This is a genomic window from Nostoc sp. LPT (genome assembly GCF_017115165.1).
GTDB lineage: Bacteria > Cyanobacteriota > Cyanobacteriia > Cyanobacteriales > Nostocaceae > Nostoc.
Genome location: NZ_JABXKF010000176.1, coordinates 14,381 through 36,855, shown reverse-complemented (window position 1 = coordinate 36,855; position 22,475 = coordinate 14,381). Strand labels below are relative to the sequence as shown.

25 protein-coding genes and 1 tRNA gene are annotated in these 22,475 nt (G+C 41.2%); 14 read left to right on the top strand and 12 right to left on the bottom strand.

The features are described 5' to 3' along the window. Positions 1-73 precede the first annotated feature (73 nt). Complete coding sequence (locus tag HWQ58_RS34550) at positions 74-1,738, top strand: hypothetical protein (RefSeq protein WP_292872810.1); 1,665 nt, start codon at positions 74-76, stop codon at positions 1,736-1,738. A 98-nt stretch (positions 1,739-1,836) separates the two neighbouring features. On the opposite strand, the gene HWQ58_RS34545 is transcribed toward HWQ58_RS34550, so the two are convergent. Continuing rightward, a complete protein-coding gene (locus HWQ58_RS34545) occupies positions 1,837-3,759 on the bottom strand; it encodes a serine/threonine protein kinase (RefSeq protein ID WP_292872808.1) in 1,923 nt (640 codons plus the stop codon). Positions 3,760-3,922: 163 nt separating this feature from the next. Between HWQ58_RS34545 and HWQ58_RS34540 the strand changes: the two genes are divergently transcribed. Then, the gene (locus tag HWQ58_RS34540; protein WP_292872806.1) at positions 3,923-4,411 is read left to right on the top strand and encodes a hypothetical protein; all 489 of its coding nucleotides are present in this window, start codon (positions 3,923-3,925) and stop codon (positions 4,409-4,411) included. A gap of 93 nt (positions 4,412-4,504) precedes the next feature. On the opposite strand, the gene HWQ58_RS34535 is transcribed toward HWQ58_RS34540, so the two are convergent. Continuing rightward, positions 4,505-4,648 (bottom strand): hypothetical protein, encoded by a 144-nt coding sequence (locus tag HWQ58_RS34535; protein ID WP_292872804.1) that lies wholly within the window; start codon positions 4,646-4,648, stop codon positions 4,505-4,507. A 234-nt stretch (positions 4,649-4,882) separates the two neighbouring features. Between HWQ58_RS34535 and HWQ58_RS34530 the strand changes: the two genes are divergently transcribed. The 6 genes from HWQ58_RS34530 to HWQ58_RS34505 all read left to right on the top strand — a co-directional run bounded on the left by HWQ58_RS34530 (position 4,883) and on the right by HWQ58_RS34505 (position 8,332). Next, positions 4,883-5,500 (top strand): hypothetical protein, encoded by a 618-nt coding sequence (locus HWQ58_RS34530; protein WP_292872802.1) that lies wholly within the window; start codon positions 4,883-4,885, stop codon positions 5,498-5,500. After that, a complete protein-coding gene (locus HWQ58_RS34525) occupies positions 5,433-5,774 on the top strand; it encodes a type II toxin-antitoxin system RelE/ParE family toxin (protein WP_292872800.1) in 342 nt (113 codons plus the stop codon). Before HWQ58_RS34530 ends, HWQ58_RS34525 begins: the two co-directional genes overlap by 68 nt. A 63-nt stretch (positions 5,775-5,837) precedes the next feature. Next, a complete protein-coding gene (locus HWQ58_RS34520; protein WP_292872798.1) occupies positions 5,838-6,149 on the top strand; it encodes a hypothetical protein in 312 nt (103 codons plus the stop codon). A 402-nt stretch (positions 6,150-6,551) separates the two neighbouring features. Next, positions 6,552-6,749, top strand: coding sequence for a type II toxin-antitoxin system prevent-host-death family antitoxin (locus HWQ58_RS34515; protein ID WP_292872796.1), 198 nt, complete (start codon positions 6,552-6,554; stop codon positions 6,747-6,749). A 99-nt stretch (positions 6,750-6,848) separates the two neighbouring features. Continuing rightward, entirely contained in the window at positions 6,849-7,100 is a 252-nt protein-coding gene (locus tag HWQ58_RS34510; protein WP_366839155.1) for a Txe/YoeB family addiction module toxin, read from the top strand. Positions 7,101-7,336: 236 nt separating this feature from the next. Continuing rightward, on the top strand, positions 7,337-8,332 hold the full coding sequence (locus HWQ58_RS34505) for a folate-binding protein (protein ID WP_292872794.1): 996 nt from the start codon (positions 7,337-7,339) through the stop codon (positions 8,330-8,332). 1 nt (position 8,333) lies between these two features. Here the strand turns inward: HWQ58_RS34505 and HWQ58_RS34500 are convergent, their stop codons facing one another. From HWQ58_RS34500 to HWQ58_RS34485, 4 genes are all read right to left on the bottom strand, one after another. After that, a complete protein-coding gene (locus HWQ58_RS34500) occupies positions 8,334-9,266 on the bottom strand; it encodes a DUF5331 domain-containing protein (protein ID WP_292872793.1) in 933 nt (310 codons plus the stop codon). Between the two features lie 49 nt (positions 9,267-9,315). Next, positions 9,316-9,654 (bottom strand): (2Fe-2S) ferredoxin domain-containing protein, encoded by a 339-nt coding sequence (locus HWQ58_RS34495; protein WP_292872792.1) that lies wholly within the window; start codon positions 9,652-9,654, stop codon positions 9,316-9,318. Positions 9,655-9,785: 131 nt separating this feature from the next. Further along, positions 9,786-10,760 carry a cysteine synthase A gene (locus HWQ58_RS34490; protein WP_292872791.1) on the bottom strand — a complete coding sequence of 325 codons (975 nt, stop codon included), beginning with the start codon at positions 10,758-10,760 and terminating at the stop codon, positions 9,786-9,788. A gap of 145 nt (positions 10,761-10,905) precedes the next feature. Next, positions 10,906-11,856, bottom strand: coding sequence for a hypothetical protein (locus HWQ58_RS34485; RefSeq protein ID WP_292872790.1), 951 nt, complete (start codon positions 11,854-11,856; stop codon positions 10,906-10,908). A 280-nt stretch (positions 11,857-12,136) separates the two neighbouring features. Between HWQ58_RS34485 and mnmA the strand changes: the two genes are divergently transcribed. The 3 genes from mnmA to HWQ58_RS34470 all read left to right on the top strand — a co-directional run bounded on the left by mnmA (position 12,137) and on the right by HWQ58_RS34470 (position 15,118). After that, positions 12,137-13,192: a tRNA 2-thiouridine(34) synthase MnmA gene (mnmA, locus tag HWQ58_RS34480; protein ID WP_292872789.1), complete on the top strand. Its 1,056-nt coding sequence runs from the start codon at positions 12,137-12,139 to the stop codon at positions 13,190-13,192. A 197-nt stretch (positions 13,193-13,389) separates the two neighbouring features. Continuing rightward, positions 13,390-14,535: an ImmA/IrrE family metallo-endopeptidase gene (locus HWQ58_RS34475; protein ID WP_292872787.1), complete on the top strand. Its 1,146-nt coding sequence runs from the start codon at positions 13,390-13,392 to the stop codon at positions 14,533-14,535. Next, entirely contained in the window at positions 14,525-15,118 is a 594-nt protein-coding gene (locus HWQ58_RS34470; protein WP_292872785.1) for a hypothetical protein, read from the top strand. The genes HWQ58_RS34475 and HWQ58_RS34470 overlap by 11 nt, the downstream gene beginning before the upstream one ends. A gap of 2 nt (positions 15,119-15,120) precedes the next feature. Here HWQ58_RS34470 and HWQ58_RS34465 read toward each other — a convergent pair whose 3' ends face one another. The 4 genes from HWQ58_RS34465 to HWQ58_RS34450 form a co-directional block, all read right to left on the bottom strand. Further along, entirely contained in the window at positions 15,121-15,336 is a 216-nt protein-coding gene (locus tag HWQ58_RS34465) for a hypothetical protein (RefSeq protein WP_292872783.1), read from the bottom strand. A gap of 36 nt (positions 15,337-15,372) precedes the next feature. After that, positions 15,373-15,708, bottom strand: coding sequence for a type II toxin-antitoxin system RelE/ParE family toxin (locus HWQ58_RS34460; RefSeq protein ID WP_292872781.1), 336 nt, complete (start codon positions 15,706-15,708; stop codon positions 15,373-15,375). Beyond that, complete coding sequence (locus tag HWQ58_RS34455) at positions 15,708-15,977, bottom strand: type II toxin-antitoxin system ParD family antitoxin (protein ID WP_190936344.1); 270 nt, start codon at positions 15,975-15,977, stop codon at positions 15,708-15,710. The genes HWQ58_RS34460 and HWQ58_RS34455 overlap by 1 nt, the downstream gene beginning before the upstream one ends. A gap of 206 nt (positions 15,978-16,183) precedes the next feature. Then, positions 16,184-16,372, bottom strand: a complete 189-nt coding sequence (locus HWQ58_RS34450) for a hypothetical protein (RefSeq protein WP_292872779.1) — start codon at positions 16,370-16,372, stop codon at positions 16,184-16,186. 131 nt (positions 16,373-16,503) lie between these two features. On the opposite strand from HWQ58_RS34450, the gene HWQ58_RS34445 reads away from it, so the two are divergent. From HWQ58_RS34445 to HWQ58_RS34435, 3 genes are all read left to right on the top strand, one after another. After that, entirely contained in the window at positions 16,504-16,884 is a 381-nt protein-coding gene (locus tag HWQ58_RS34445) for a hypothetical protein (protein ID WP_292872777.1), read from the top strand. A 215-nt stretch (positions 16,885-17,099) separates the two neighbouring features. Further along, a complete protein-coding gene (gene sat / locus HWQ58_RS34440; RefSeq protein WP_292872775.1) occupies positions 17,100-18,278 on the top strand; it encodes a sulfate adenylyltransferase in 1,179 nt (392 codons plus the stop codon). A 259-nt stretch (positions 18,279-18,537) separates the two neighbouring features. Continuing rightward, the gene (locus tag HWQ58_RS34435) at positions 18,538-20,646 is read left to right on the top strand and encodes a caspase family protein (RefSeq protein ID WP_292872773.1); all 2,109 of its coding nucleotides are present in this window, start codon (positions 18,538-18,540) and stop codon (positions 20,644-20,646) included. Positions 20,647-20,835: 189 nt separating this feature from the next. Here the strand turns inward: HWQ58_RS34435 and hisC are convergent, their stop codons facing one another. Together hisC and HWQ58_RS34425 are read right to left on the bottom strand one after the other, a co-directional pair. Then, a complete protein-coding gene (gene hisC / locus HWQ58_RS34430) occupies positions 20,836-21,885 on the bottom strand; it encodes a histidinol-phosphate transaminase (protein ID WP_292872771.1) in 1,050 nt (349 codons plus the stop codon). Between the two features lie 265 nt (positions 21,886-22,150). Next, a tRNA-Val gene (locus tag HWQ58_RS34425) sits at positions 22,151-22,222 on the bottom strand. Positions 22,223-22,475: the final 253 nt, after the last annotated feature.

Sequence of the window (22,475 nt, the reverse complement as noted above, 5' to 3'; positions counted from 1 at the left end):
CAGGGTAACACTGTTAAAATACTGCCTAGCTGCTTTTTTTGTACATGAGTGATTAATCAAGCTCAAAAAGCGGATGAAACTCAAAAAACTGGTGATGTCTTCTCTGCGAGACGCTACGCGTAGCTTGCTTCTCCGTAGAAGTACGACGACCTGTGCTCACGCAGTATTACTGACCATATTTGGTGTAGCTTGTCAACCTGTGGATAAGGTTGCTATTTACGAGAAAAATAATGGTAAGCAACCACTCCAGGCAGAACTTTTAGCTAAAATAGCTGTCGGATATGCAAAATTAGGACAACAGGATAAAGCCTCGAAGTTATTAGCCCCAGCTATTCAAACTGCCAAAATAAATGAGTCTATCAAAACAAGTGAGTCTATTTACATTAGACTCAAATTATTAGAGCAGTTGGGAATTGTTTATGTAGAAATGGGACAATACGATAAAGCACTTCAAGTAGCAAAATCTCTTCAAGTATACGAGCCAACATACAGTGATATTGGATTGAAACATATTACTACTCACCTAACACAAGTAGGGCAATACGAAAAAGCCCTTCAAATTGCTAAATTAATATCAATAGATGGTAATAGATATATCTTTGAAAACGTTAGCTTTTTATCTCAATCTACTAGCATTGCTTCTCAATCTACTAGCATTGCTTCTCAATCTACAGCAATGTCTGAAGTTGCACTTAAGTATGCACAAGCAGGACAAAAGGTTCAAGCAGAACAGATATTAGTACAAGCACTTCAAAAAGCTAAAACCAGTGATGAAATGGCTGAAGTTGCACTCAAGTATGCACAAACTGGGCAAAAGGCTCAAGCAGAACAGATATTAATACAAGCACTGCAAAAAGCTAATACCACTGATGAGATGGCTGAAATTGCACTCAAATATGCACAAGTTGGACAAAAAGCAAAGGCATTGCAAGTGCTAGCGCAAGCTTCACAAAATGCACAATATCCAAACAATATTGATAAAGTGGCTTTCAAGTATGTACAAGTTGGACAACAGGCTAAGGGAGAGCAGTTGTTAGCCCAAGCCCTTCAAAGTGTTAAAAAGGAAAAAGATAGTAAAATCAAAAATTTGGATTTGGGCTATATTGCTATTAGTTATGCAAAACTGGGGCAATGCAACCAAGCTATTGAGATTGCCAAATCTATAAAGGACTACCCTGATTATAGAGAATTTAAAGACGCTTATATCACTCATGATGGTTTAATTATTGGCCTTAATTTACCAGATGTGTTTGTTGAAATTGCTGAGAAGTGTACAGCAGCAGGGCGATATGAGCAAGCCTTTAAAGCGATCCAGGAAATAAAGTTTTCTGACAATAAAAGCGAAGCGTTAGGTGTAGTTGCTGTTGAGTATGCAAAAAAGAGTCAATACAAGCAAGCTTTTCAAGTACTTAAAGAGAATCTTGAGTCTGACTATAACAAAGCCTTGCTTTCGTCAGAGTCTGACTCTATCAAAGCAAGGTTTTTGTTAAAGTCTCAATCTATCAAAGCCTTAGCTTTGCCTAAAATTGTTGAGCAAGCTACTCAATCAAAACCATCTGCTAAAGCAGAGCAGGTATTATCACAAGCACTTGAAGTTGCTCAAACTATTAAAAGCCGTGATGATAAAGTTAAGGTAATAACTGCGATCGCTATTGGGTACGCACAATTAAAACAAAAAGATAAAAGCGAACAATTATTAGCACAAGCACTTCAAATTGCAGAAAATATACATCACTAAAAGATAAATTAGTTCAACATCGATAGGTAAAGGTAATAAGATTATCTATTACTTATTACCAATAGATCCAGAAACATTATAATTAGCAAACTTTGATTTCACAAACCGCCTTCAGGAGTTTCTGTAGCATTAGGACTTTCTTTTGTGGCAGGTTGCTTAGTATCGGGAAGTTTCTGTTGGGTATTTTTTTGATTACCTTGATTTTCTAGCTCATTTAGTGCCTTTTTTGCCAGATTTTCGGCTGCTTGTTTAAATAAAGGTTCTATTCTATTTCGCCAATATTGAGTATTAGGCAACTTTTCTGGATGGTTTCTATAATCTAAAACTTTATCCCATTTACCATCATCTATTGCTTTGTTGATCTCATTAGATAACGCCTCTGCCTTAGCCCAATCTTCCTGCCACTGGGCAATCATTTTGCCTGTTTCTTGAATACCAGAAGCAGCATTTGCCGGAACCGATCTTAAAAGTGCGATCGCTCCAATTATATCCCCTGAATCATACTTATTTTTTGCTTGTTCGATAATATTGGCACTGTTATCATTAGGCTGCGATCGTTCTGTTTTCCCAGCGTCGTCAGTTGACCCCTTCAGCTTTTCTGGTAATGGACTTACTATATCCCTAGATTTTGGTTTTGGCTGGGGAATTGTTCGAGTCGCAATCAAGCTACTATCATCTACAATCTTAGTTGCAATGCCCTTTTCACGCAGGCAAGAACCCCATTCCTGATTATTGGTTATCACGGTCGGGTGTGCCCAAGCCAAACGACCAGATTTAAGTTTAACTTCTATCCAACCTGCTTTTGTCCGCTTGCCAGTCACCTCGAAATTGGTGTTATTAGCAACAGTTTGCACAATATTATCAGAATTTATCGAACTAGGTTCAGAACGGATATTAGAATTTCCAACAACAACAGCCGAGCATTTATTTGCTAAGGCGGTATCCTTACCTGTAAGATTTAAAGCTAAATTTTTCACATTTGGATATACATTTGCTACCAAGGCAGCCGCACCACCCGCCAGTAATATGCCAATTAATATCGGCCAGGGGTCGGATTTACCAGAGTCTTTACGCGCAGGTTTGACAGGATTGGCTGGTGCGACTGCAACAGTTTGCAGCCGAGATACTTGAGGCTGAGATTTGGCTGCTTGGTAACTGGAATTGTTGGTGGCTTCTTGAGGTGTGGAAAGTGCAGGTACTGGATTAATGGCGTCTTTACACGCTTGCAGTGCTTCCGTAGCATTTTGATAGCGGTCTTTGAAGTGATAGCGCACCATCTTGGACAATACTGCCGCCAGTCGATGATTTACGGTTACTGAATGCCGCCAGATAATTTCCCCCGTTTCCGGGTCTTCTTGCAATTCTGTTGGCTGTAATCCTGTTAGTGCTTGAATGGCAATAATGCCAAGGGAATAGATATCGCTGTTGGGACGAGGTTTACCTTGCCCTTGTTCTGTGGGCATATAGCCAGGAGTACCGATAACCACTGTGGCAGAGGGTTGTCCGCCCACTGTTATCAGTTGTGTACGCAGTTGCTTCACTGCTCCAAAATCAACTAAAACTAACTTATTATCTGAAGCACGGCGGATGATATTATCCGGTTTGATATCGCGGTGAATCACGCCTTGGCGATGGACAAATTCGAGAATTTCCAGAACTTCCTGCAACAGTTGAACTACCTGGCTTTCACTCCAGCGCTTACCAGGTATAAGTTCCTCAGCTAGGGTATGTCCTTGAATATATTCTTGTACTAGATAAAATTCTTGGTTTTCGTCAAAGTATGCCAGCAGCCTGGGTATCTGGTCATGATTGCCCAGTTTTTCTAAGGTTTCGGCTTCACTGCTGAACAGGCGTTTAGCAGTATCAAAAACTCTGGGGTCAGTTCCGGGTTTGAGGTGCTTGACAACGCAAATGGGATTGCCGGGTCGCCTAGTATCTTGGGCAATGTAGGTTTGACCAAATCCTCCCATCGCGAGGACTCGAATTACTTGGTAACGATGGTCTAGTAGCTTGCCTATCATATTCCCTCCCCAGAGTTATTACCTAATTTTCCAGCTGGTAATAAATATCTCCAAATTTTCTTCAATGAAATCCGCTATCTTGAGAAAAGATTTAGATTAAAAACGCAGCTTTTTAATATACGCAGACTGTTTATTTTTCTTTTAGTGCCCCTGTTTATTACCAATGCCACCTAAAATAACAAATCCAGTTGCATGGCAGCAGGCTGAAATCCTCATGCAACCTGCTTTCATTCGCGTTATCGACAATATCCGCAAGCAGCTTGATGAATCTTCCTGGACGGGAACTTACCATGATGTCCTGATTTGGCCGCCTAACACCACTGATGAAATCAAAGCATTGGTGAGTGAGCTGTTGCAAGCAATGGAAACTGCAACACCCCAAGAAGCCGATGAAATCAGAGGAACTCTGGCTCGTCTGCCGATGCCCCATCCAGGATATCATTTACGTTTGCAGCGTCAACAGCAAGAAGCGAGTATCGATTTGTGGGAGTTGTGTTATCAAGTGTGTTTTCTTGAATACAGCTCAGAGAAGGAAGCTGCTGATATTGATACTAGTTTAATCGATGAATTCGGTGAAGTGGATTGGCTGCGTTTGGATGCTAAGTCAAAGGAGTTGGTTGAGGAGGCGTTTGCTAAATTGCCAGAGGGTTAAAGCCCTAGAAAATAGAATACACGAACAAAGCCCACGCAAATGGGCTTGTGATATAAGGCGATGCCTACGGCGGGCTGCGCCTACGCTTTTTCTTCAAGCAGCAAAATCTTCACTCATGCGGCTGTAGTCAATTGAGTTGTTAGATTCTGACTGTGTTTTCAATTTGACGATAAATTCTTCCATTCCTGGTATTTCTAATTGAACAAATTTAGAATCATTTTCCATTGGTTCACTCATACTTCTTATCTTTAGCTAAAATCTTGTAACCCATTAAAATCAGTATTTTTACTTTGTTTATATGTATACAAAGATAAGAATTACCCAATATATTCCCGATAGCTCTAAAATTCCAAGTAATACATGGTAAAAGCATGAATTTTATGTTTTTTTCTTGTAAACCTCCAGTAATACATGGAAAAATAAGGTACAGTTATGCTAACCGGAAGTGTCAACAGTGTTAAGGTGGTAGACATGACTATCACAATTACGGCTAGTCTCAACGAGCTTGAAAAAATAGAACAAACAAAAGAATACTTGGAAAACTGCTTGACTCAGCAAGGGCAAGCAAAAGAAACATTGGAGCTAATAGAATTTTACAAGAACCTCTCTGAAACAGAAGGTATACCACTAAAAACAATTATTGAAAGACTTACCTGTATTGGTAAAAAAGCGTCAGACATTAAAAGTTTGATAGACAAATGCAAGTTATCCTCAAAAAGTGTAGAGCAAGCCAAATATTTAATAGATATCTATAACGCTTTTACTGATTTAGTAAAAAGTGACTGGGACTATTTCCCTCCAACGGCCATTGAAGCTCTCAAAGATTTACAAAAAGATACTGAAAAATCAAAATACGAGTTAACATGGGGCTTAAGAAATAGTATATTATTGCTATTTAAACGCTCAAGTAATGGTGAAAACTTACTAAGTGTTTATAAAAAAGCAGCTATGAACTTAGGGTATGCGATATCCGAAGCAGTAGAGCGAGACAAAGAAGATGCTATAGATTTGGAGGTCGCGCGTGCCGCCGAGAAAGAAACAGACACAATCTCCTGGGACGAAATTAAAAGAGAACTCAACCTGCCCTGATCAGAATGAGGCGATCTACAAAATAGAATTTAAGAATTCTGCTAGAAAGCAGTTTTTAAAACTACCACCCGAAATCCAGATTCAGATCAATCCAATAATCACAAATTTAGCTTTTGACCCTAGACCGTCTGGGGTCAAAAAATTAAAGGGCAGCACAGATCAATATAGAATTAGATCAGGAGACTATAGAGTTCTATATAAAATTCAAGATTCCATATTGTTGATACTCGTGTTGGCAGTTGGAGACAGGAAAGAAATTTATAAAGATATGTAAACATCAGCAAACTTGTTGTTTTAAACTTTTACCATGTATTACATGGTAAAAGTTTAAAGCAGTATGATGAGAAAAAGAGATAAACATGGACAGTTCACTCAAAAATCCAATGAGCCAAGAGAGGTAAGAAGTTTAAGGCTAACTGATTCCACATGGAACAAAATGGGTGAAATTGCTGAGGCAAGAGAAGTTACTCGCGCAGACATTATAGAAATAATGTTTGAAAGAAATATTTTAGTGAAAGGATTCTCTAAAGAAGAAATTCAAAGCTTTGCAAAAGAAATTCTGGATGATGACAAAGTAACTCGTAATGAAAAAGACAAAATAATTATTAAGCGAGGACTAGAGACTTTACTTAATATGCTGCCAGACTGACTATTTAATAATAGACATCGCCTCCAGAGCATTGCTGATAGCGGTTAATAGCAGAGCATCTTTCTTTAATAATTTATCAGCTAGTAGTCAAAGAAGATTAAAATATAAGCAGGAACAAAACACAAAATGTTCAATCCCTACTTTCTCAACGCTTATTGCTCGTAGTTTATCTAGAACGCAGTAGTGACACTTGATGCATTACTCAAGTTTTATATTGGGCAGAGTTTGCGGCAAGATTTAGCCAAGTTATGATCTGAGTAAGTACTGGAATAAACCGCTCAAATTCTAGCAAGGCACATAGAATCGAAAGAGGAAATTTTAACCATCATTCAAGAAATCAAGCTGAAGCAACTTTTTAGCTATCTGCCAGCAAAGAGTAACAGATAAATTAAAGAACAAAAAATGTCTAAAAAAACAAACTACACCGAAGCTTGCAATAATTTTGAAAAAATTTACGAAGAGGCAATTAGCACTCGTGAACCTGTAGTTATTAATCGTGAAGGTGCAGAAAGCGTATCTGTCATACCTACTGCAGAACTTAACAGCATCATAGAGACAGCATATTTGTTCCAATCACCTGAGAATGCAGTACGTCTTTAAGATGCTTTACAACGTGTTAAAGCTAAGACTAATATGCCCCAAACTATAGACGAGTTGCGTAAGGAGTTCTCGCTTTACGAAGAAGAGTAAATAAATTCAATGTCGGATAACTTACAACCAGATGCACTTCCCCAATCTGAAGTTTCTCAAGAAGATAATTTAGAACGTAACCTCGTTTTTGACCGGAGATTTCTAGAAGACCTTACCTACTGGGTAGAGACAAATAGAAAAACTGCACTCCGCGTCTTATCTTTAGTTGAAGAGATTAGGCGGAATCCCTTTGAAGGTACAGGCAATCCTGAAAGATTGAGATACTATGATGCAAATGTATGGTCGCGCCGAATCACTTAAACTGACCGGATTGTTTACGTAGTAAGTGATAACCGAATCGAGTTTATTCAGGCACGATACCATTATAGCGATCGCTAATTTCATCATTAAATAATCTAATCTTGAAAAAGAGCGTAGGCGCAGCCCGCCGTAGGCATCGCCTCATTCCTTTCACCTCTACGCTATTGAAGCCGCAAACGCTTATTTGCTAAGATTTCCAGTGCGACAACATTCAAACAGGGCAATTTCTGATCGCTATGCCAACATCTACACTTGACGATAAAGACGCAGCCGCTATCCAAGCCGCCAGGGTTGGGGTTGCAATCTGCGATCGCACCGCCTGGGGACGGATCAAAGTAGCTGGCGACGATCGCCTCAACTTCTTACACAACCAAAGTACTAACAATTTCCAAATACTCAAGCCAGGACAAGGTTGTGATACGGTTTTTGTCACTTCTACAGCTAGAACAATTGATTTAGTAACCGCCTACGTTAGAGAAGATGCGGTAATCTTGCTGGTTTCACCTAACCGTCGCCAGTTTTTGATGGAATGGCTGGATAAATATATTTTCTATGCAGATAAGGTGGAATTATCTGATATTACCCAATACACCAACACCTTCAGCCTGATTGGCCCAGGAAGCGACACTGTTTTAGAAAAGTTGGGTATTGGCGAACTCATCGGCCAACCTTATGGTAGTCACCAAGTATACACGATCGCTCCGGCTGAGGGCGTGCGGATTGCTGTGGGGAGCGGGTTAGCTGCGCCCGGATACACCTTCACTTTCCCCTATACTGACAAAGAAACAGTGTGGAACAAACTGTTAGAAGCTGGGGCGGTAGAGATGAGCGATCGCGCCTGGGATACCTTACGAATCTTACAAGGCCGCCCCGCCCCAGACGCAGAACTTACAGATGATTACAATCCTTTGGAAGTTGGCTTGTGGCAAACAATTTCTTTTACTAAAGGTTGCTATATTGGGCAAGAAACCATTGCTCGGTTAAATACATATAAAGGTGTAAAACAACACTTGCTTGGTGTTCGGCTCAGTGCCCCTGTGGAAGTTGGAAGTGCGATCGCAGTTGGAGATGAAAAGGTCGGCAAACTTACTAGTTACACCCAAACAGCTGATGGTTACTTTGGACTAGGTTACATTCGCACCAAAGCTGGTGGTGTAGGTTTAAAAGTCCAAGTAGGAGAAACTGAGGGTGAAATAGTAGAAATCCCGTTTGTTTCTCACGAGTACCCCTAATTCAAATCAAAATATCTTTCTCTTTATCCCTAGCACCGTAACAAAATTCATCTACCCAAGAAGCTAGACTACGGGCATTTGTGGTTGGTAAATTTACTTTGCTTTTAAACTCTTGTGGTTGAATATTCGGTTGTTTATCGTTGCTTTTAACCTTAGTAGTAATTGCTAGCGATCGCACTGGTTTACCATTACTGTCAATCTCAGTGGTAATTGCCAGGAATGCGCCCACAGGGATTAGGTTAGATGGCGCGTTGCTTTTAATCTCAGTAGCTAACGCCGCATATGGCATAGTTTTGGCTTTGGTGTTAACCTCAGCAGTCATTGTCAGCGAGTTTCCTGAAGAGAGGCGTTCAAGGGGCGATTGTAGTGATTGATATTCGCTTACAAAACCGGAGGCTGGCGTTTTTGCTGGAGTATCTGGAGCAATTTTAGTAGCAAATGCAACTACTAACTCAGGTTTGCGTGTAGGAATTACCTCAGTAGTAGCTGTAAATGATGGCACAAGTTTCTCGGCGCGTGGCAAGTTGGAGTCTGAAGTTTTGGCAAGAGAATGAGGCACAATCTCGGTAGCAGTTACAACCGATGACAGATGTTTATCTTTAGAAGACTTCTCATCTGGCGACTCGTTTTCAACTTGGGTGGTAGCTATAAAATGGTCTGATTTTATTAAACGTAACTCTTGATCGGGATTGAAGTTAAGACCTAAAGCAGCGACTATTTTATCTGGATCGTTATTCAGCTCCACCATAAAAGAAAGTATTTCATCAAACTGGGGTTCCAAAACAGACAGAGTTGCCAAAATAAAACCGGACAAAGGACGGCGCAAACCATCATAAGTGGTCCAAACTCGCATTTTGACTAGCCAGGAAATATTTTGCTTGTAGTAAACAAGCCACTTTTGTTTTAAGGATTGACGCAGCTGCTGGATATTCATTGGATGCCTCACTTCAGTCAAAAAGATTGCAGAGCTTAATATTGAAAATTTAGCTTTCTTTCTGGGGATGAAACCGATAATAGAGCATCTGTTTGACTCTTTGACCACCTAGCAAATGATTTTCTATCAGTAGAGATACTTCATCAGGTTGAACGCCGCTATACCAGACCATATCGGGTAATATCAGCACCATTGGGCCATTGCCACATTGTCCTAAACAGCTGCTAGCCGTTACAGTTACATCAGGGATTGGCAAAGCTGTAAAAGCTGCTAAAACCTTGACTGCACCTTGCTTTTTACAAGTACGATTTTGACAAACCCGCACACATTTAGGAGAAGAGTCTTGATCTATTTTTGGGAAGTCTGATGGTTGAGTGATGTTGGTCATTTGTCATTTGTCCTTTGTCATTTGTCATTTGTCATTTGTCAAAAGTCGGAAGCTAATGACCAATAAACTCTTGGAGAGGCTGCGCCAACGACTACGCTAAGTACAAGTGACTAATGACTAATGACTAATGACTAATCTATTGAAAGTCCTTTTGAGGCTAGCCATTCAGGGTTGAATATCCGCGATTGATACCGGGAACCACTATCACACAAGATGGTGACAATGGTATGTCCTGGCCCCAATTGCTTCGCTAGGGCAACAGCTGCCCCAACATTAATACCTGTTGAGCCGCCCATTAACAATCCATCTTTCCTCAGCAGTTGGTAAACTACTCGCAAAGCTTCCTGGTCATCGATTTGGATGGCATCATCAGCAGGTGCACCTTCCATATTGGCTGTAACACGACCGTTACCGATACCTTCAGTGATGGAATTTCCCTCTATCTTGATTTCACCAGTTTTGACATAGCTATAAAGTCCACTACCCAGCGGATCAGCTACAACACATTTAATTTCTGGATTTTTTTCTTTTAAGTACAATGCTACACCAGCATAAGTACCACCAGTACCAGTTGCAGTTGTCCATGCATCTATTTTACCATCTGTCTGCGTCCAAATTTCCGGCCCTGTGGTTTCGTAGTGGACGAGACGGTTGGCTAAATTATCAAACTGATTTGCCCAAATGGCATTTTCCAACTCAGCAGCGACTCTACCTGATAGCTTGACGTAGTTGTTCGGATCTTTGTAGGGTACGGCAGGGATGGGACGAACTTCTGCTCCTAGTGCTGTCAATGCATCTATCTTTTCTTGTGACTGGGTATCGGGAATAATAATTAGGCATTTGTAGCCTTTGGCGTTGCAAATATGTGCTAGTCCAATGCCAGTATTACCAGCGGTTCCTTCTACAACAGTACCACCCGGTTTGAGTAGACCTTTCTTTTCTGCATCTTCGATGATGTAAAGTGCGGCGCGGTCTTTGACGGAACCCCCAGGATTGAGAAATTCTGCTTTGGCAAGGATTTCACATCCTGTTTCTTCGCTAAAACTGTTTAAGCGAATTAAAGGGGTATTGCCAACAGCGCCAACGAAGCCATTCTTTATATCCATTTTGACTGTAGTTGTGTGAGTCTCTATAAAAATTTTGGCTGATAGCTGTAGGATGATTTACAACTGATTTGCCTAAAATTCTATGATACTTACATTGGAGCGCTTGCCGTTGGTGTACTTCCCTCACTCCTAACTCCCCACTTATTCACTTTCCGTAGTAAACTCTGGCATTACCGTATCCGATATTTCGGATATACTTGTTCCATTCCTCAGCTTGGAATCGATTTTGGAAAGGCCCTACTGCTACATGCGGGCCTCGTGGTTGCGTCCTTTCGAGGACTCCGCCAGATCGTCCTAAATCTTGGGTAAATCGACCTAAATTCTGCCTAACTTGTGCTGCGATCGCTCTTAACTGTTCGGAAGTAGTGGGAATGGCGACATAATATCTAGAGACTCGTCTATTAGCATTTATATTATTGCGATCGTCTCTATAGTTATAGTTGCCATTGTCTGCATTTATTTCCTGTCCGTTACCAAAGCTAATAATTCGGGCGTTATATATGCCTCGTGACTGTAGCTCATTCACCCGTTGTTGGGCGTTGCCTACTCTGTTAAAAACTCCTGACTGAATTACATTCCGGCCTTGGAACTGGCGAATGTAAGCACTGGGTTCAATCTGACGTATTGCTTGTAGTGTCTGAAAATCACTACCATCAACATAAACTAAATAGCGCTCAAAGTTCTGGTTATATTGACTAAACTGTGAAGGTTGAGAGGGCTGAAAATTTTGCTCAAATTGATTGTTCGGTAATGGTTGAGAGGGCTGAAAATTCTGTTCAAATTGATTGTCTTGTACTGGCTGGGTAGGCTGAAAGTTAACTTCAGATTGATTGAAGTCCTCTGCTTGACTTTGTTGTAACTGCGGTGATGGCTGTTGACCAAAAGGAATTGGCGGTGGTGGTAAAATCTCCCCATTTTCTTGAGCCAGTAGCACGTTGCTGTTGGAAATTTGTGCTTGTGCTACGGTAGAGTCGGAAATCAGTACTAAGCATCCTCCCATTAACAAAAAGAGAAGTCTGAGAGTGGGCTTCCAACCCTGAGAACTTCGGCGCAGCATCGGAAATGGGATAAATTGACTTGATATTCCTCTCGACATAGTAGTTAGAAAGTAGTCACAGTATTTTTAGGTAATTTCCATCAGGAACTAGTTAGTTCACCGTTGTAGCAACTATACAGCGTTAACGTAAAGTTAGCTCATCTGCTTGGCAAAAAATACATCTGTAATTAATCTTAGATGAAAGAGTGAATAGCGATGTCTAGGATGGGCTATACCGACGCTAATTCAGTGACTTTAAAACTGAAGTGCTTTAGTAGCAAGGCTTTCAAGAGTGTGTGCTACAATTGGACAACCACGCAGCTATTGTGTCGTGCTTTGTATGAAAAAAGTCGTCGTTGGTCTTTCTGGTGGCGTTGACAGTTCCACCGCCGCAGCTATCCTGCACCATCAGGGCTATGAAGTGATTGGTTTGACTCTTTGGCTAATGAAAGGCAAAGGTCAATGTTGCTCTGAAGGTATGATCGACGCGGCTGATATCTGTGAACAATTGGGCGTTCCCCATCAGATTGTGGATATTCGGGATGTCTTTCAGACGCATATTGTTGATTACTTGGTGACTGGTTACAGTGCTGGGATCACACCTTTGCCTTGCTCCCAGTGCAATAAAACGGTGAAGTTTGGGCCAATGGTGCAATATGCTCGTGAAGAATTGGGATGCGATCGCATTGCCACCGGTCATTATGCCCGAATTAACTATGACAAAGCAACTGGACGTTACCAGTTATTAAGGGCTATTGACCGCAACAAAGACCAGTCATACTTTCTCTATGATTTGTCTCAAGATTTACTAAGAGCAACCATATTTCCTCTAGGCGAACTAGAAAAAACTGACACCCGCCGGATTGCGACTGAATACGGACTGAAAACTGCTGATAAACCAGAAAGTCAAGACTTATGCTTAGTGGAAAGTAACGGTTCCATGCGGGCATTTTTGGATAAATATTTAGCCCCCAAAACAGGCGATATTGTCGATGTTACAGGCAAAGTTTTGGGACAGCATGATGGTGTCCATCATTACACCATTGGCCAGCGCAAAGGCTTGGGGATTGCTGCTGCCGAACCGTTGTATGTGATTGAATTAGATGCAGAAAATAATAAGGTAGTAGTAGGCGATCGCACAAAAGTAACTCAGCCAGAATGCACTGTAAATCGGGTAAATTGGGTTTCTATTGCTGAACCATCTACCCCAATTCATGCCGAAGCACAAATTCGCTATCGTTCAACGGCTACACCTGTGACGGTGATTCCGTTGGAAAACTCCCGTGTGCGTTTGGTGTTTGATGAACCCCAAATCAGCATTACTCCCGGACAAGCTGCGGTGTGGTACAACGGAGAAAAAGTGTTAGGTGGCGGAATTATTGAACAGTTTAGTTGAATCTTACCCTCATTTTGGCTTCTGCCAAAACCACCCCTTCTCATCAGCGAGGAGGGGTATTTTATTGTTAATACTGAGTAGAAATTGACCTTTTACTTTGTATCTCTTACGATAGTCGTGCTATGATTTACCGCACTATTCCGTGCACAAATCCAGTAAAGAATGTTACATCTTAAAGATCAAAGGCTGTCTGTGCTATGTCTTTTGACCTTGTATTGTTTAGCTCCAAACTCAGAAGATGCCGGGAGCAATTTGAAAAGTCTCTTGTAGAAGTCACAACAGCTACAGGCATTCCAGAAAACATTCTGACTGCTCTGGAAAATGGGGAAAGGCAACCAACAGGTGATGAAGTTTTGATATTTGCTGATTATTACCTGTGTGATTACCAGTTTTTTATTTCTAACGAGCGAGTAGCTTCGTTTGATCAAACAGAAACTTTGTTCCGAAGATATGGAGAGGAATTTTCAAAAGAAGACCGATGGGCAGTACAAGAATTTTTATTCTTATGTGAGTGTGAAGATTTTCTGTTAAAACTAGTTCCAACACATATTTATAAGTCTTTTAGCTTTATTAAGAGAGGTAACTATTACATAGGACATGGAAAAGAGGCGGCAAAGGCACTCAGAAAACATTTAGGGTATGCCTCTAATGCAGTTCGCATGGATGTTTATGAAGATTTTCGTTCTTTGGGGTTTCATATTTTTCGTCGCCAGTTGGGTAACTCAAACATCTCTGGTTTATTCATCAAACATCCCATAGCAGGCAAGTGCATATTAGTGAACTACAGCGAAGATATTTATAGGCAAAGATTTACTGCTGCTCATGAATCGGCTCATGGGATTTTGGATGATGATCAGGAATTTGTTATTTCTTTGAAAACAGACAAAAAGAATTTAGTTGAAGTAAGAGCTAACAACTTTGCATCCGATTATTTAATGCCACCAGAATTTTTACAGAAAATTCCAGATTATCAAACTTGGACTCCTGAAAAAGCTATTGAATGGGCAAATAAATTTAAAGTCAGTACAGAAGCATTAGCTAATGCCTTAAAAAGTGCCAATTTCATATCTGAAAATGTAGAAATACAAATAAAAGCCGTGAGAGTACCAAGAGATTTGAAAGTTGATCGAGAACTGCCTGAAAGCCTCTCATTCGGTTCTCGCCAACGTCGGGAGGAGCTACTAAAAAGAGGTTTGTCAAATTTCTATGTTGGACTTTGCTTTGACGTGTATGATCAGGGTTTTATTTCAGCAGGTCGAGTAGCAGAAAGGCTTCTAGTTAGCAAATATGAATTAACAGAAATAGCAAGTATCTACGGGAGAACTATTAGGTATGGGGATTGATCCATCAAACTTTCATAAATATAACGTTATAGATACTTGTGCTATTTGGAATCTTCTTTCCTCTCAACTTCTCTATACAACAGCTAACAATGCTGGATGCTTATTCTGTTGTACATATTTTGTTTATTATGAGTGCCTATACAAGCCACGTACAAATCCGAAGCAGGCAGAAATAGAATTGCAAAATCGTTTTCGTCAGGAATACGAAAATGGAAAATTCAAATATTATCATTTAACTATTGAAGACCTTCAAGATGTAGAAGTTCTTCAGGTAAGAAAGAAAAAAGATAAAGGGGAACTTGCATCTATTGCTTTTGCAAAGAAAACCCGTCAAGCTTTTCTCACAGACGATAAAGGAGCTAGAATAGAAGCTGCTAAGAGCATGAATAGTAAAATGGTACAGACCATACCTCATTTACTAGCTTGGTTGATATTTATCAACTATTTGAGTGATAGTGACTTGCAACCAATAATCGACGAGCATAAAAAATCTGATAGACATCTTGAAAAACACTTCTTAGATGCATACAAAATAGTTTTGGAATATAGATTAATAGCTTTAAACCCTAAAATCACCGAATAAAATCAAAAATTATTTCTATCAATAGTTCCTTCAAACTCTTTCAAAGCTTGTACAGTTCCTACTTGCCAAGCTCGTTCAACTGTAGCGGCAATAATTTGAATTAGAGGGATATTTGGAAAGTTAGGACTGTTATCAGATTCGATGTAATGTCCATCCCTGAGTAAATAAATCCTCAGCTTTTTACTATCATAAATCCATAGTTCTGGAACAGCGATCACTTATCCTAAAAGTGATGCGTAAAATACTCGTAATTATTATTCCAAGTCATTCTCTGCTAAATCTTCATCCAAGATTGTTTCAATATCTCGTCCGCCATAAATGACTCTAAGAATCTCTACACCGGAATCCGAAGGAAGATAAAAAACAAGATACTTTTTAAATCCTTTTATTGCTTGCTGTCGAACACCAGTTAAATTAGGATGAGAAAATTGACAAAATTTTCCCATTCCTGGCATTTTACCCAGTTGTTTGAAAGTTGTTTCTGCTGCTGCAAGAAACCTATCTGAAGCTTCCAAGTTATCTTCTGCAATATAAGTCGCTAATTCTATCAAATCGCGGATGACTTGCGGTCGTTTGCTTACGTCGCTCATTAACCTTGGTTTGACCCTTTATGCTTGGTGATTCTTTCCCGCACAGCTTGGCGTATATCTTCCCAATCGTCAGGAGTCATCTCAGTTGCATTCCCAGAATTTAAACCTTCTAAAAGCATCGTTTCCAAACGTTCAGCCGCTTGACGCTTTTGGTCTTGGCGCACTAACTCACGGAAATATTCACTGACACTGCTGTAACCACCAGTCGCCACTTTCTCTTCTATATAAGTCCGCATCGCGTCAGGGAGAGATATATTTATACTTTTCACTGGTACTGCTTCCCTAATTTTTCCTTCATAATATTATTTTATAGCAGTTTATGCCATTTATTGCCATATTAGGCTCAATTAGCAAAAGTGAATCCTGAAAAGCGATACCTACGGCGGGCTACGACTACCTACTCTCTATCAAAAGTTACTTCTACACTTATTGTCGTTACTCTCGCACTGATTTATAGGAACATATACTAACTAACTCATTGATCGAGCTTATCTAATGCTTCGCTCAGAGCTTGACGACAAAACTCTGGATAATTGTCAATAGCTTTAATTTTTTCAGCCATTGACTTAGTAACTCGAATAGCAATCCGTTCTGTTAAAGGCTCATCTCTATCAGTTTTAAATCCATATTTTTTAATGTCTGGGTTGCCTTCAGGGTTAGGCATTTTTTAAGTATTGTGAATGTAAAGTACGATCAATTGGGCAACACATTGTATGCTTAAAATTGGCGAGTATTTCCCCTAGAGAAGTTAATACCCGCCAATGTCCACTTTTAGCAAATAGACAATTCTATTTTATGTTCACAAGGTCAGAACTCGAAATCAAAACTACTCTTGAATTACATGATTTGTGTCATAGGTACGGGATTAAGCCTACAGGAAACCCAGGTTACAAGACGAGCTTCATCGTATCTCTAATGGCATTTCCCCAACTAGCGCTACAGCAGATGAGACAAGGAAGGGGATTGAAGACTCCTGACTTTAACACTATCCAGATAATAAGCACTGCAATTGATGAAATGGGTTCACCTACTGATGAACAGTCAGCACTCATCAAAATCACTCTTGAGGGAAGGAGAATGAACTATCCAGACAGATATGATCAAGAGAAACTGCTAGCTTTGCACATGGCTAAGATGAAACTGGAACAAGTGATAGGACTGTTAGAAATGCAATAACTCTTCACTAACTCTCTAGACTCTCTTCATTCACTTGAGGGGAGTCTTTTGTTAGGGTATACCCCCAATCTCTTGGAGCGCTGAGACCAATTTCAGAACCCAGAACCCAGTTCCTAGACCCCTATATCCCTAAACTATTTTTCTCTACGTACCAGCATTTGATAAGTTAGTACATAATCTGAAACAATAACAGTAAAAGCAAAGAGGGGATTACGTTGAGTCAGAATCCAGATGCCATAGCCCCCCACGGTGGACAGTTGGTTAACCGCATCGCCACACCGGAACAAAGAGCAGAGTTTCTCTCAAAAGCTGACTTTTTGCCGCGAGTGCAACTTGACGATCGCGCCGTTTCCGATCTAGAAATGATTGCGATCGGTGCTTTTAGTCCACTGACGGGTTTTATGAACCAAGAAGACTACAATCGCACTGTCACAGAAATGCGATTAGCTAACGGTCTTGTGTGGTCAATCCCGATTACACTATCGGTAAGCGAAGAAGTAGCTTCACCATTGCCAGAAGGCGGCTTAATCCGTCTGGATAACTCCAAAGGCGAATTTGTCGGAGTTTTGCAACTTACGCAAAAATATCACTACGACAAAATCCGCGAAGCAATAAAAGTCTACCGTACTAATGATGTCAATCATCCCGGCGTGCAAGTACTCTATAACCAAGGTACTGTAAATCTGGCGGGTGATATTTGGTTGTTGCAACGCGAACCTCATCCCCAGTTTCCCAGTTACCAAATCGATCCAGCTGCCTCACGGCAACTATTTCAAGACAAAGGTTGGAAAACCATCGTCGGCTTTCAAACTCGCAACCCCATCCACCGCGCCCATGAATATATTCAAAAGTGCGCCTTAGAAATCGTTGATGGTCTATTTTTGCACCCATTAGTCGGGGCGACAAAAGAGGACGATATTGCTGCTGACGTGCGGATGCGCTGCTATGAAATTTTGCTAGAACATTACTACCCCTTAGACCGGGTAACTTTGGCAATTAATCCCGCCGCAATGCGCTATGCTGGGCCTCGTGAAGCCATATTCCATGCTTTAGTCCGCAAAAACTACGGCTGTACTCACTTTATCGTCGGACGAGATCATGCTGGTGTAGGTGACTATTACGGCACTTACGATGCTCAGTATATCTTTGATGAATTTGCGCCAAGTGAATTAGGCATTGTGCCGATGAAATTTGAACACGCTTTTTACTGCACGCGCACTAAGCAGATGGCAACATCTAAAACCAGTCCCAGCAGGCCAGAAGAACGCATTCACCTATCAGGGACAAAAGTTAGGGAAATGCTGCGGCGGGGTGAGTTACCTCCACCAGAATTTTCTCGTCCAGAGGTAGCAGCAGAGTTGGCGCGGGCAATGCGGATAGAAGTAACGGCTTAGGGGATTGGGCATTAAGAGTGCTGAGTGCTGAGTGAAGAGTTAGGAGTTAAGAGTTAAGAGTTAAGCCTCTTGCTTGGGTGTAGACGAGGGAGTACCAATGAGTTAGGAGTTAAGAGTTAAGAGTTTTGTTTACCTTCTTGTCCCCTTGTCCCCCTATCTCCCTGCCCCCTGCTCCCTGCTCCCCACACTTGTGTAACTTTACAATACAGAGTTCAGCCCTGTAAGCTGCTAACTGATAGCTGAGGGCTGATAGCTAATTATGAAACGTCGCACGTTTTTAGAGAGAATTGGCTCAATACTCGCGGTATTGGGGATAACTGAAGCTGAGTGGTTGTCTTTAGGAAATCGCTATTATCAGGCTTTGGCACAACCCAGTCCGCGCAAGTTGGCATTGTTAATAGGTATTAACCAATACCCAAAAATTCCAGCCCTCAGTGGTTGTCTCACGGATGTGGAACTACAAAGAGAACTTTTGATTCATCGCTTTGGTTTCCAAGGGTCAGATATCTTAACTTTAACTGAGGAAGAAGCTAGTAGGGAATTCATTGAGGCGGCTTTTGTGGATCGCTTAGGTAAGCAAGCTAAACCCGATGATCTGGTCGTGTTTCACTTTAGCGGTTATGGCAGCCGTGTCAAATTGGAGACATCTCCAGAAACAATGCAAAATGCTCTGGTGTCAGCTAATGCCAGTCTAATTTCACAAGAAGAGAAAATAGTCAACTATATATTAGAAGAAACTCTACTGCTATTATTGCGATCGCTGCCTACAGATCGAGTCACAGCAGTATTAGATACTAGCTATTATGCGCCAACCCCAGTATTAGGATTAAAAAGTCGCGCCCTTCCAGAATCAGTAGAGGCAAAGCTAGCAGCAGAAGAACTTGACTTTCTCCAACAACTTAAAACTCAGAAGTTACCCAGCACGCCGATTGTCTTAGCAGCTACCTCAAATCCCAAGCAGTCGGCGAGGGAAGAACTCTTTGCTGGTTTTAGTGCCGGGTTATTTACCTACGCCTTGACGCAGTATTTGTGGGAATTCACGCCAACTACCAGAATTCAAGTCGCCCTCTCCTATATGGAAAATTCTCTATCCAAATTGGGTAGTAAACAGCAACCAGTGTTATTAAGTAGTCAGAAAAATCAACATCTAACGTCTCTACCGCCAGACGGTATTATTGGTGCAGAAGGCGCAGTGACAGCAATTGAAGAAGACGGCAAAACAGTCCATCTGTGGTTAGCAGGATTACCGCCACAAGTGCTGCTATACTACGAAGTTAATTCTCGATTCACCTTAGCAACAACAACAGAAGAATTAGTATTGCGCTCGCGGACTGGGTTAACAGCAAAAGCGCAAATTTCCCAAATTGAAGGTGTATCCCTACAAATTGGGCAACTTGTCCAAGAAGCAGTCCGGGTTTTAGCCCGAAAGATTCATTTAATAATTGCTTTAGATACTGGATTGGAAAGAATTGAGCGCGTAGACGCTACAAGTGCCTTTGCTGCATTTCCCCATGTCTCCACCGTAGTTGTAGGAGAAAAACCAGCTGATTATTTATTTGCCAAACTACAGCAAACACCTAGTCGCTATGGTCTATTTTCTCTTAGTGGCGAACTAATTTCCAATGCCACGGGGGAAGCAGGAGAAGCAGTAAAATTAACAGTGCAAAAGTTAGCACCAAAATTATCAACCTTGTTAGCAGCCAAGTTATGGCGACTGACAGAAAATCAAGGTTCTTCCCGCTTGGCTCTCAAGACAACCTTAGAAATAATTAACAACATATCGCCTCGCGTGATCATGCAGCGCGAAACAGTACGAACTTTCAAAACAGAAACTTCGATTCAAAAATCACTCCCTACTCCGATTGTCCCTATCGGTAGTCAGATGCAATATCGGGTAGAAAACCAGAGCGATCGCCCAGTATATTTAATCTTGCTGGGATTAAACAATAATCATACAGCGATCGCCTTCTATTCTTGGGAAACCCCCCAAGAACCAAACACTGCGGACATCAAGCCTGTCCTTAAACAAATCGTCATCTCTCCAGGTGAAACCCTCACCCTACCCCAAACTAATACTGCTTCCGAATGGGTGATTTCAGGGCCAGCTTCTGAGTGCGAACACCAACTGATTTTTAGTACTGCCCCTTTTAACGGAACTCTCGCCGCCTTGAACGCTGCCAAGTATTCCACAGCCGAAGAAGGCCCAATTGGCCCATTGTTGAACTCCTTAGATGTTGTACAAGCCTTGCTACAAGATTTACATAACGCTAGTGCCTTCAAAACAGATATGAACGGCACAGCAGCCGATTCACATAGCTTGGATGTGAATAATTGGGCAAGTCTTAACTTTAGTTTTCAAGTGCTGTAAGTTAATTCAGTAGTGCTGAGTGCTGAGTGCTGAGTGCTGAGTGCTGAGTATAACCTTATAGTTAAAACTAGCGAACAGAACTTTCAAAGAGAGGGGCGCGACTATCCTATATACTGAGTGCAATTAATTTTACTTTTTACTCAGCACTCGTTACTCAGCACTCAGCACTGTTTTGGTGGGTATGAATAATTAAAGGTTTGTAGTTAGTGCCTCTATTAAAGTCTGATTTTGCTCATCAGTCCCAACAGTGATCCGTAATTTATCATCTAGTCCGGGCTGCTTGAAATAGCGGATTAAAATTCCCCGTTCCTTCAGTTTTTGATAGAGATATTCTGCGTTTCCTTCTCTTGGCTGTGCCAGCAAAAAGTTAGCTTGAGAATCCCAGATATGAAAACCTAATTGTTTCAATTCTGTAGCTAACTTAGTCCGTGATGCTTTAATCTTGGCTACACAAGCATTTTTATAAGCTTGGTCAGTGATAGCAGCCGTGCCAATTGCACAAGCGATCGCATCAATGTTATAGCTATCTTTAACCTTAAATAATCCCTGCAACAGTTTGGGATTCGCCACCCCAAAGCCCAATCGTAATCCTGCCAACGAATACCCCTTAGATAGTGTCCGAATCACAATGACGTTTTCGTATTCTTTAACCAAAGCTAATGCATTCTCTTCGGTAAAATCTATGTATGCTTCATCGATCGCTAAAACTCCAGATAACTGGCTGGCTAATTTTCGTAAATCATTTGTTGCTACCAGATGCCCCGATGGACTATTGGGCGACGCGATAAATGTCACAGCCCCATTGGCAGCAACTAATTCTTCCAAAGGTAAACTGTAATCTTTGCTGTAGGGAATCTCAATAATTTCCGCCGCTTGCATTTCTGTTAATGTGCGATATAGCACATAAGTAGGCATTGGATAAACTACCTTCTTCCCAGGTTCAGCACAGGCTCGAATCACCACACTCAACAATTCGTCACTGCCATTTCCGACAATTATCCAATCACTAGGAACTTCTAAAACTTTACTTGCAGCTTGCCGAAACTCCCCCCCGAAAGGTTCTGGATACCGCCGCAACCATTCACCATCAATATTCTGTAGCACAGCTAATGCCGCAGGAGAAGGAGGATAGGGGTTTTCATTACTATTAAGTTTAATAATTTGTGTACCGCGTTGAGGCTGCTCACCAGGAACATAGCTAGCCATTACATCAACATTGGAGCGAAAGTAGTTGGTCATAGGGCATTGGGAATTGGTAAGATTTCTACAACGGGCTATGCTTACGCACCTCATGGCGTATCTTAAGCAAATTTCAACCCGCAATTTCTGACGATATCGTTTTTTGTTGTTTACATCAGAAAATAGGGCTTTATAAATTACGAATCTGCTAGTTTCTAGTGCGACATTGCAGCGTCCATTCTTTTTCCCCTATAAGCGCATCTTACTGTGGGAAGCGTATTTAATAAACTGAAGCTAGTTAGCTGAAAACTTTACTGTGTATAAGTGGGCGATACTGGATTTGAACCAGTGACCCCATCCGTGTGAAGGATGTGCGCTACCCCTGTGCTAATCGCCCAAGACCTTTTATATTACCATAAGGGACTTCCAAATAAAAAAATGTCCCAAAACTGCAGCAATTCCAAATTCAAATTTTGACAGGAGGATCAACTGGGGAGAGGATAGAGGTTCAAGAGCGAGAGCAGAAACACAGAAGCGACTTCAGACCTTGACTGGGAATCGTGAAGTGCGTCTTGGTTCAATCATACGAAGCATGATCGAGCTTTCCTCTTACCCATTTGGGTGCTTCTCAGGTGTGGTATCAGTAACGG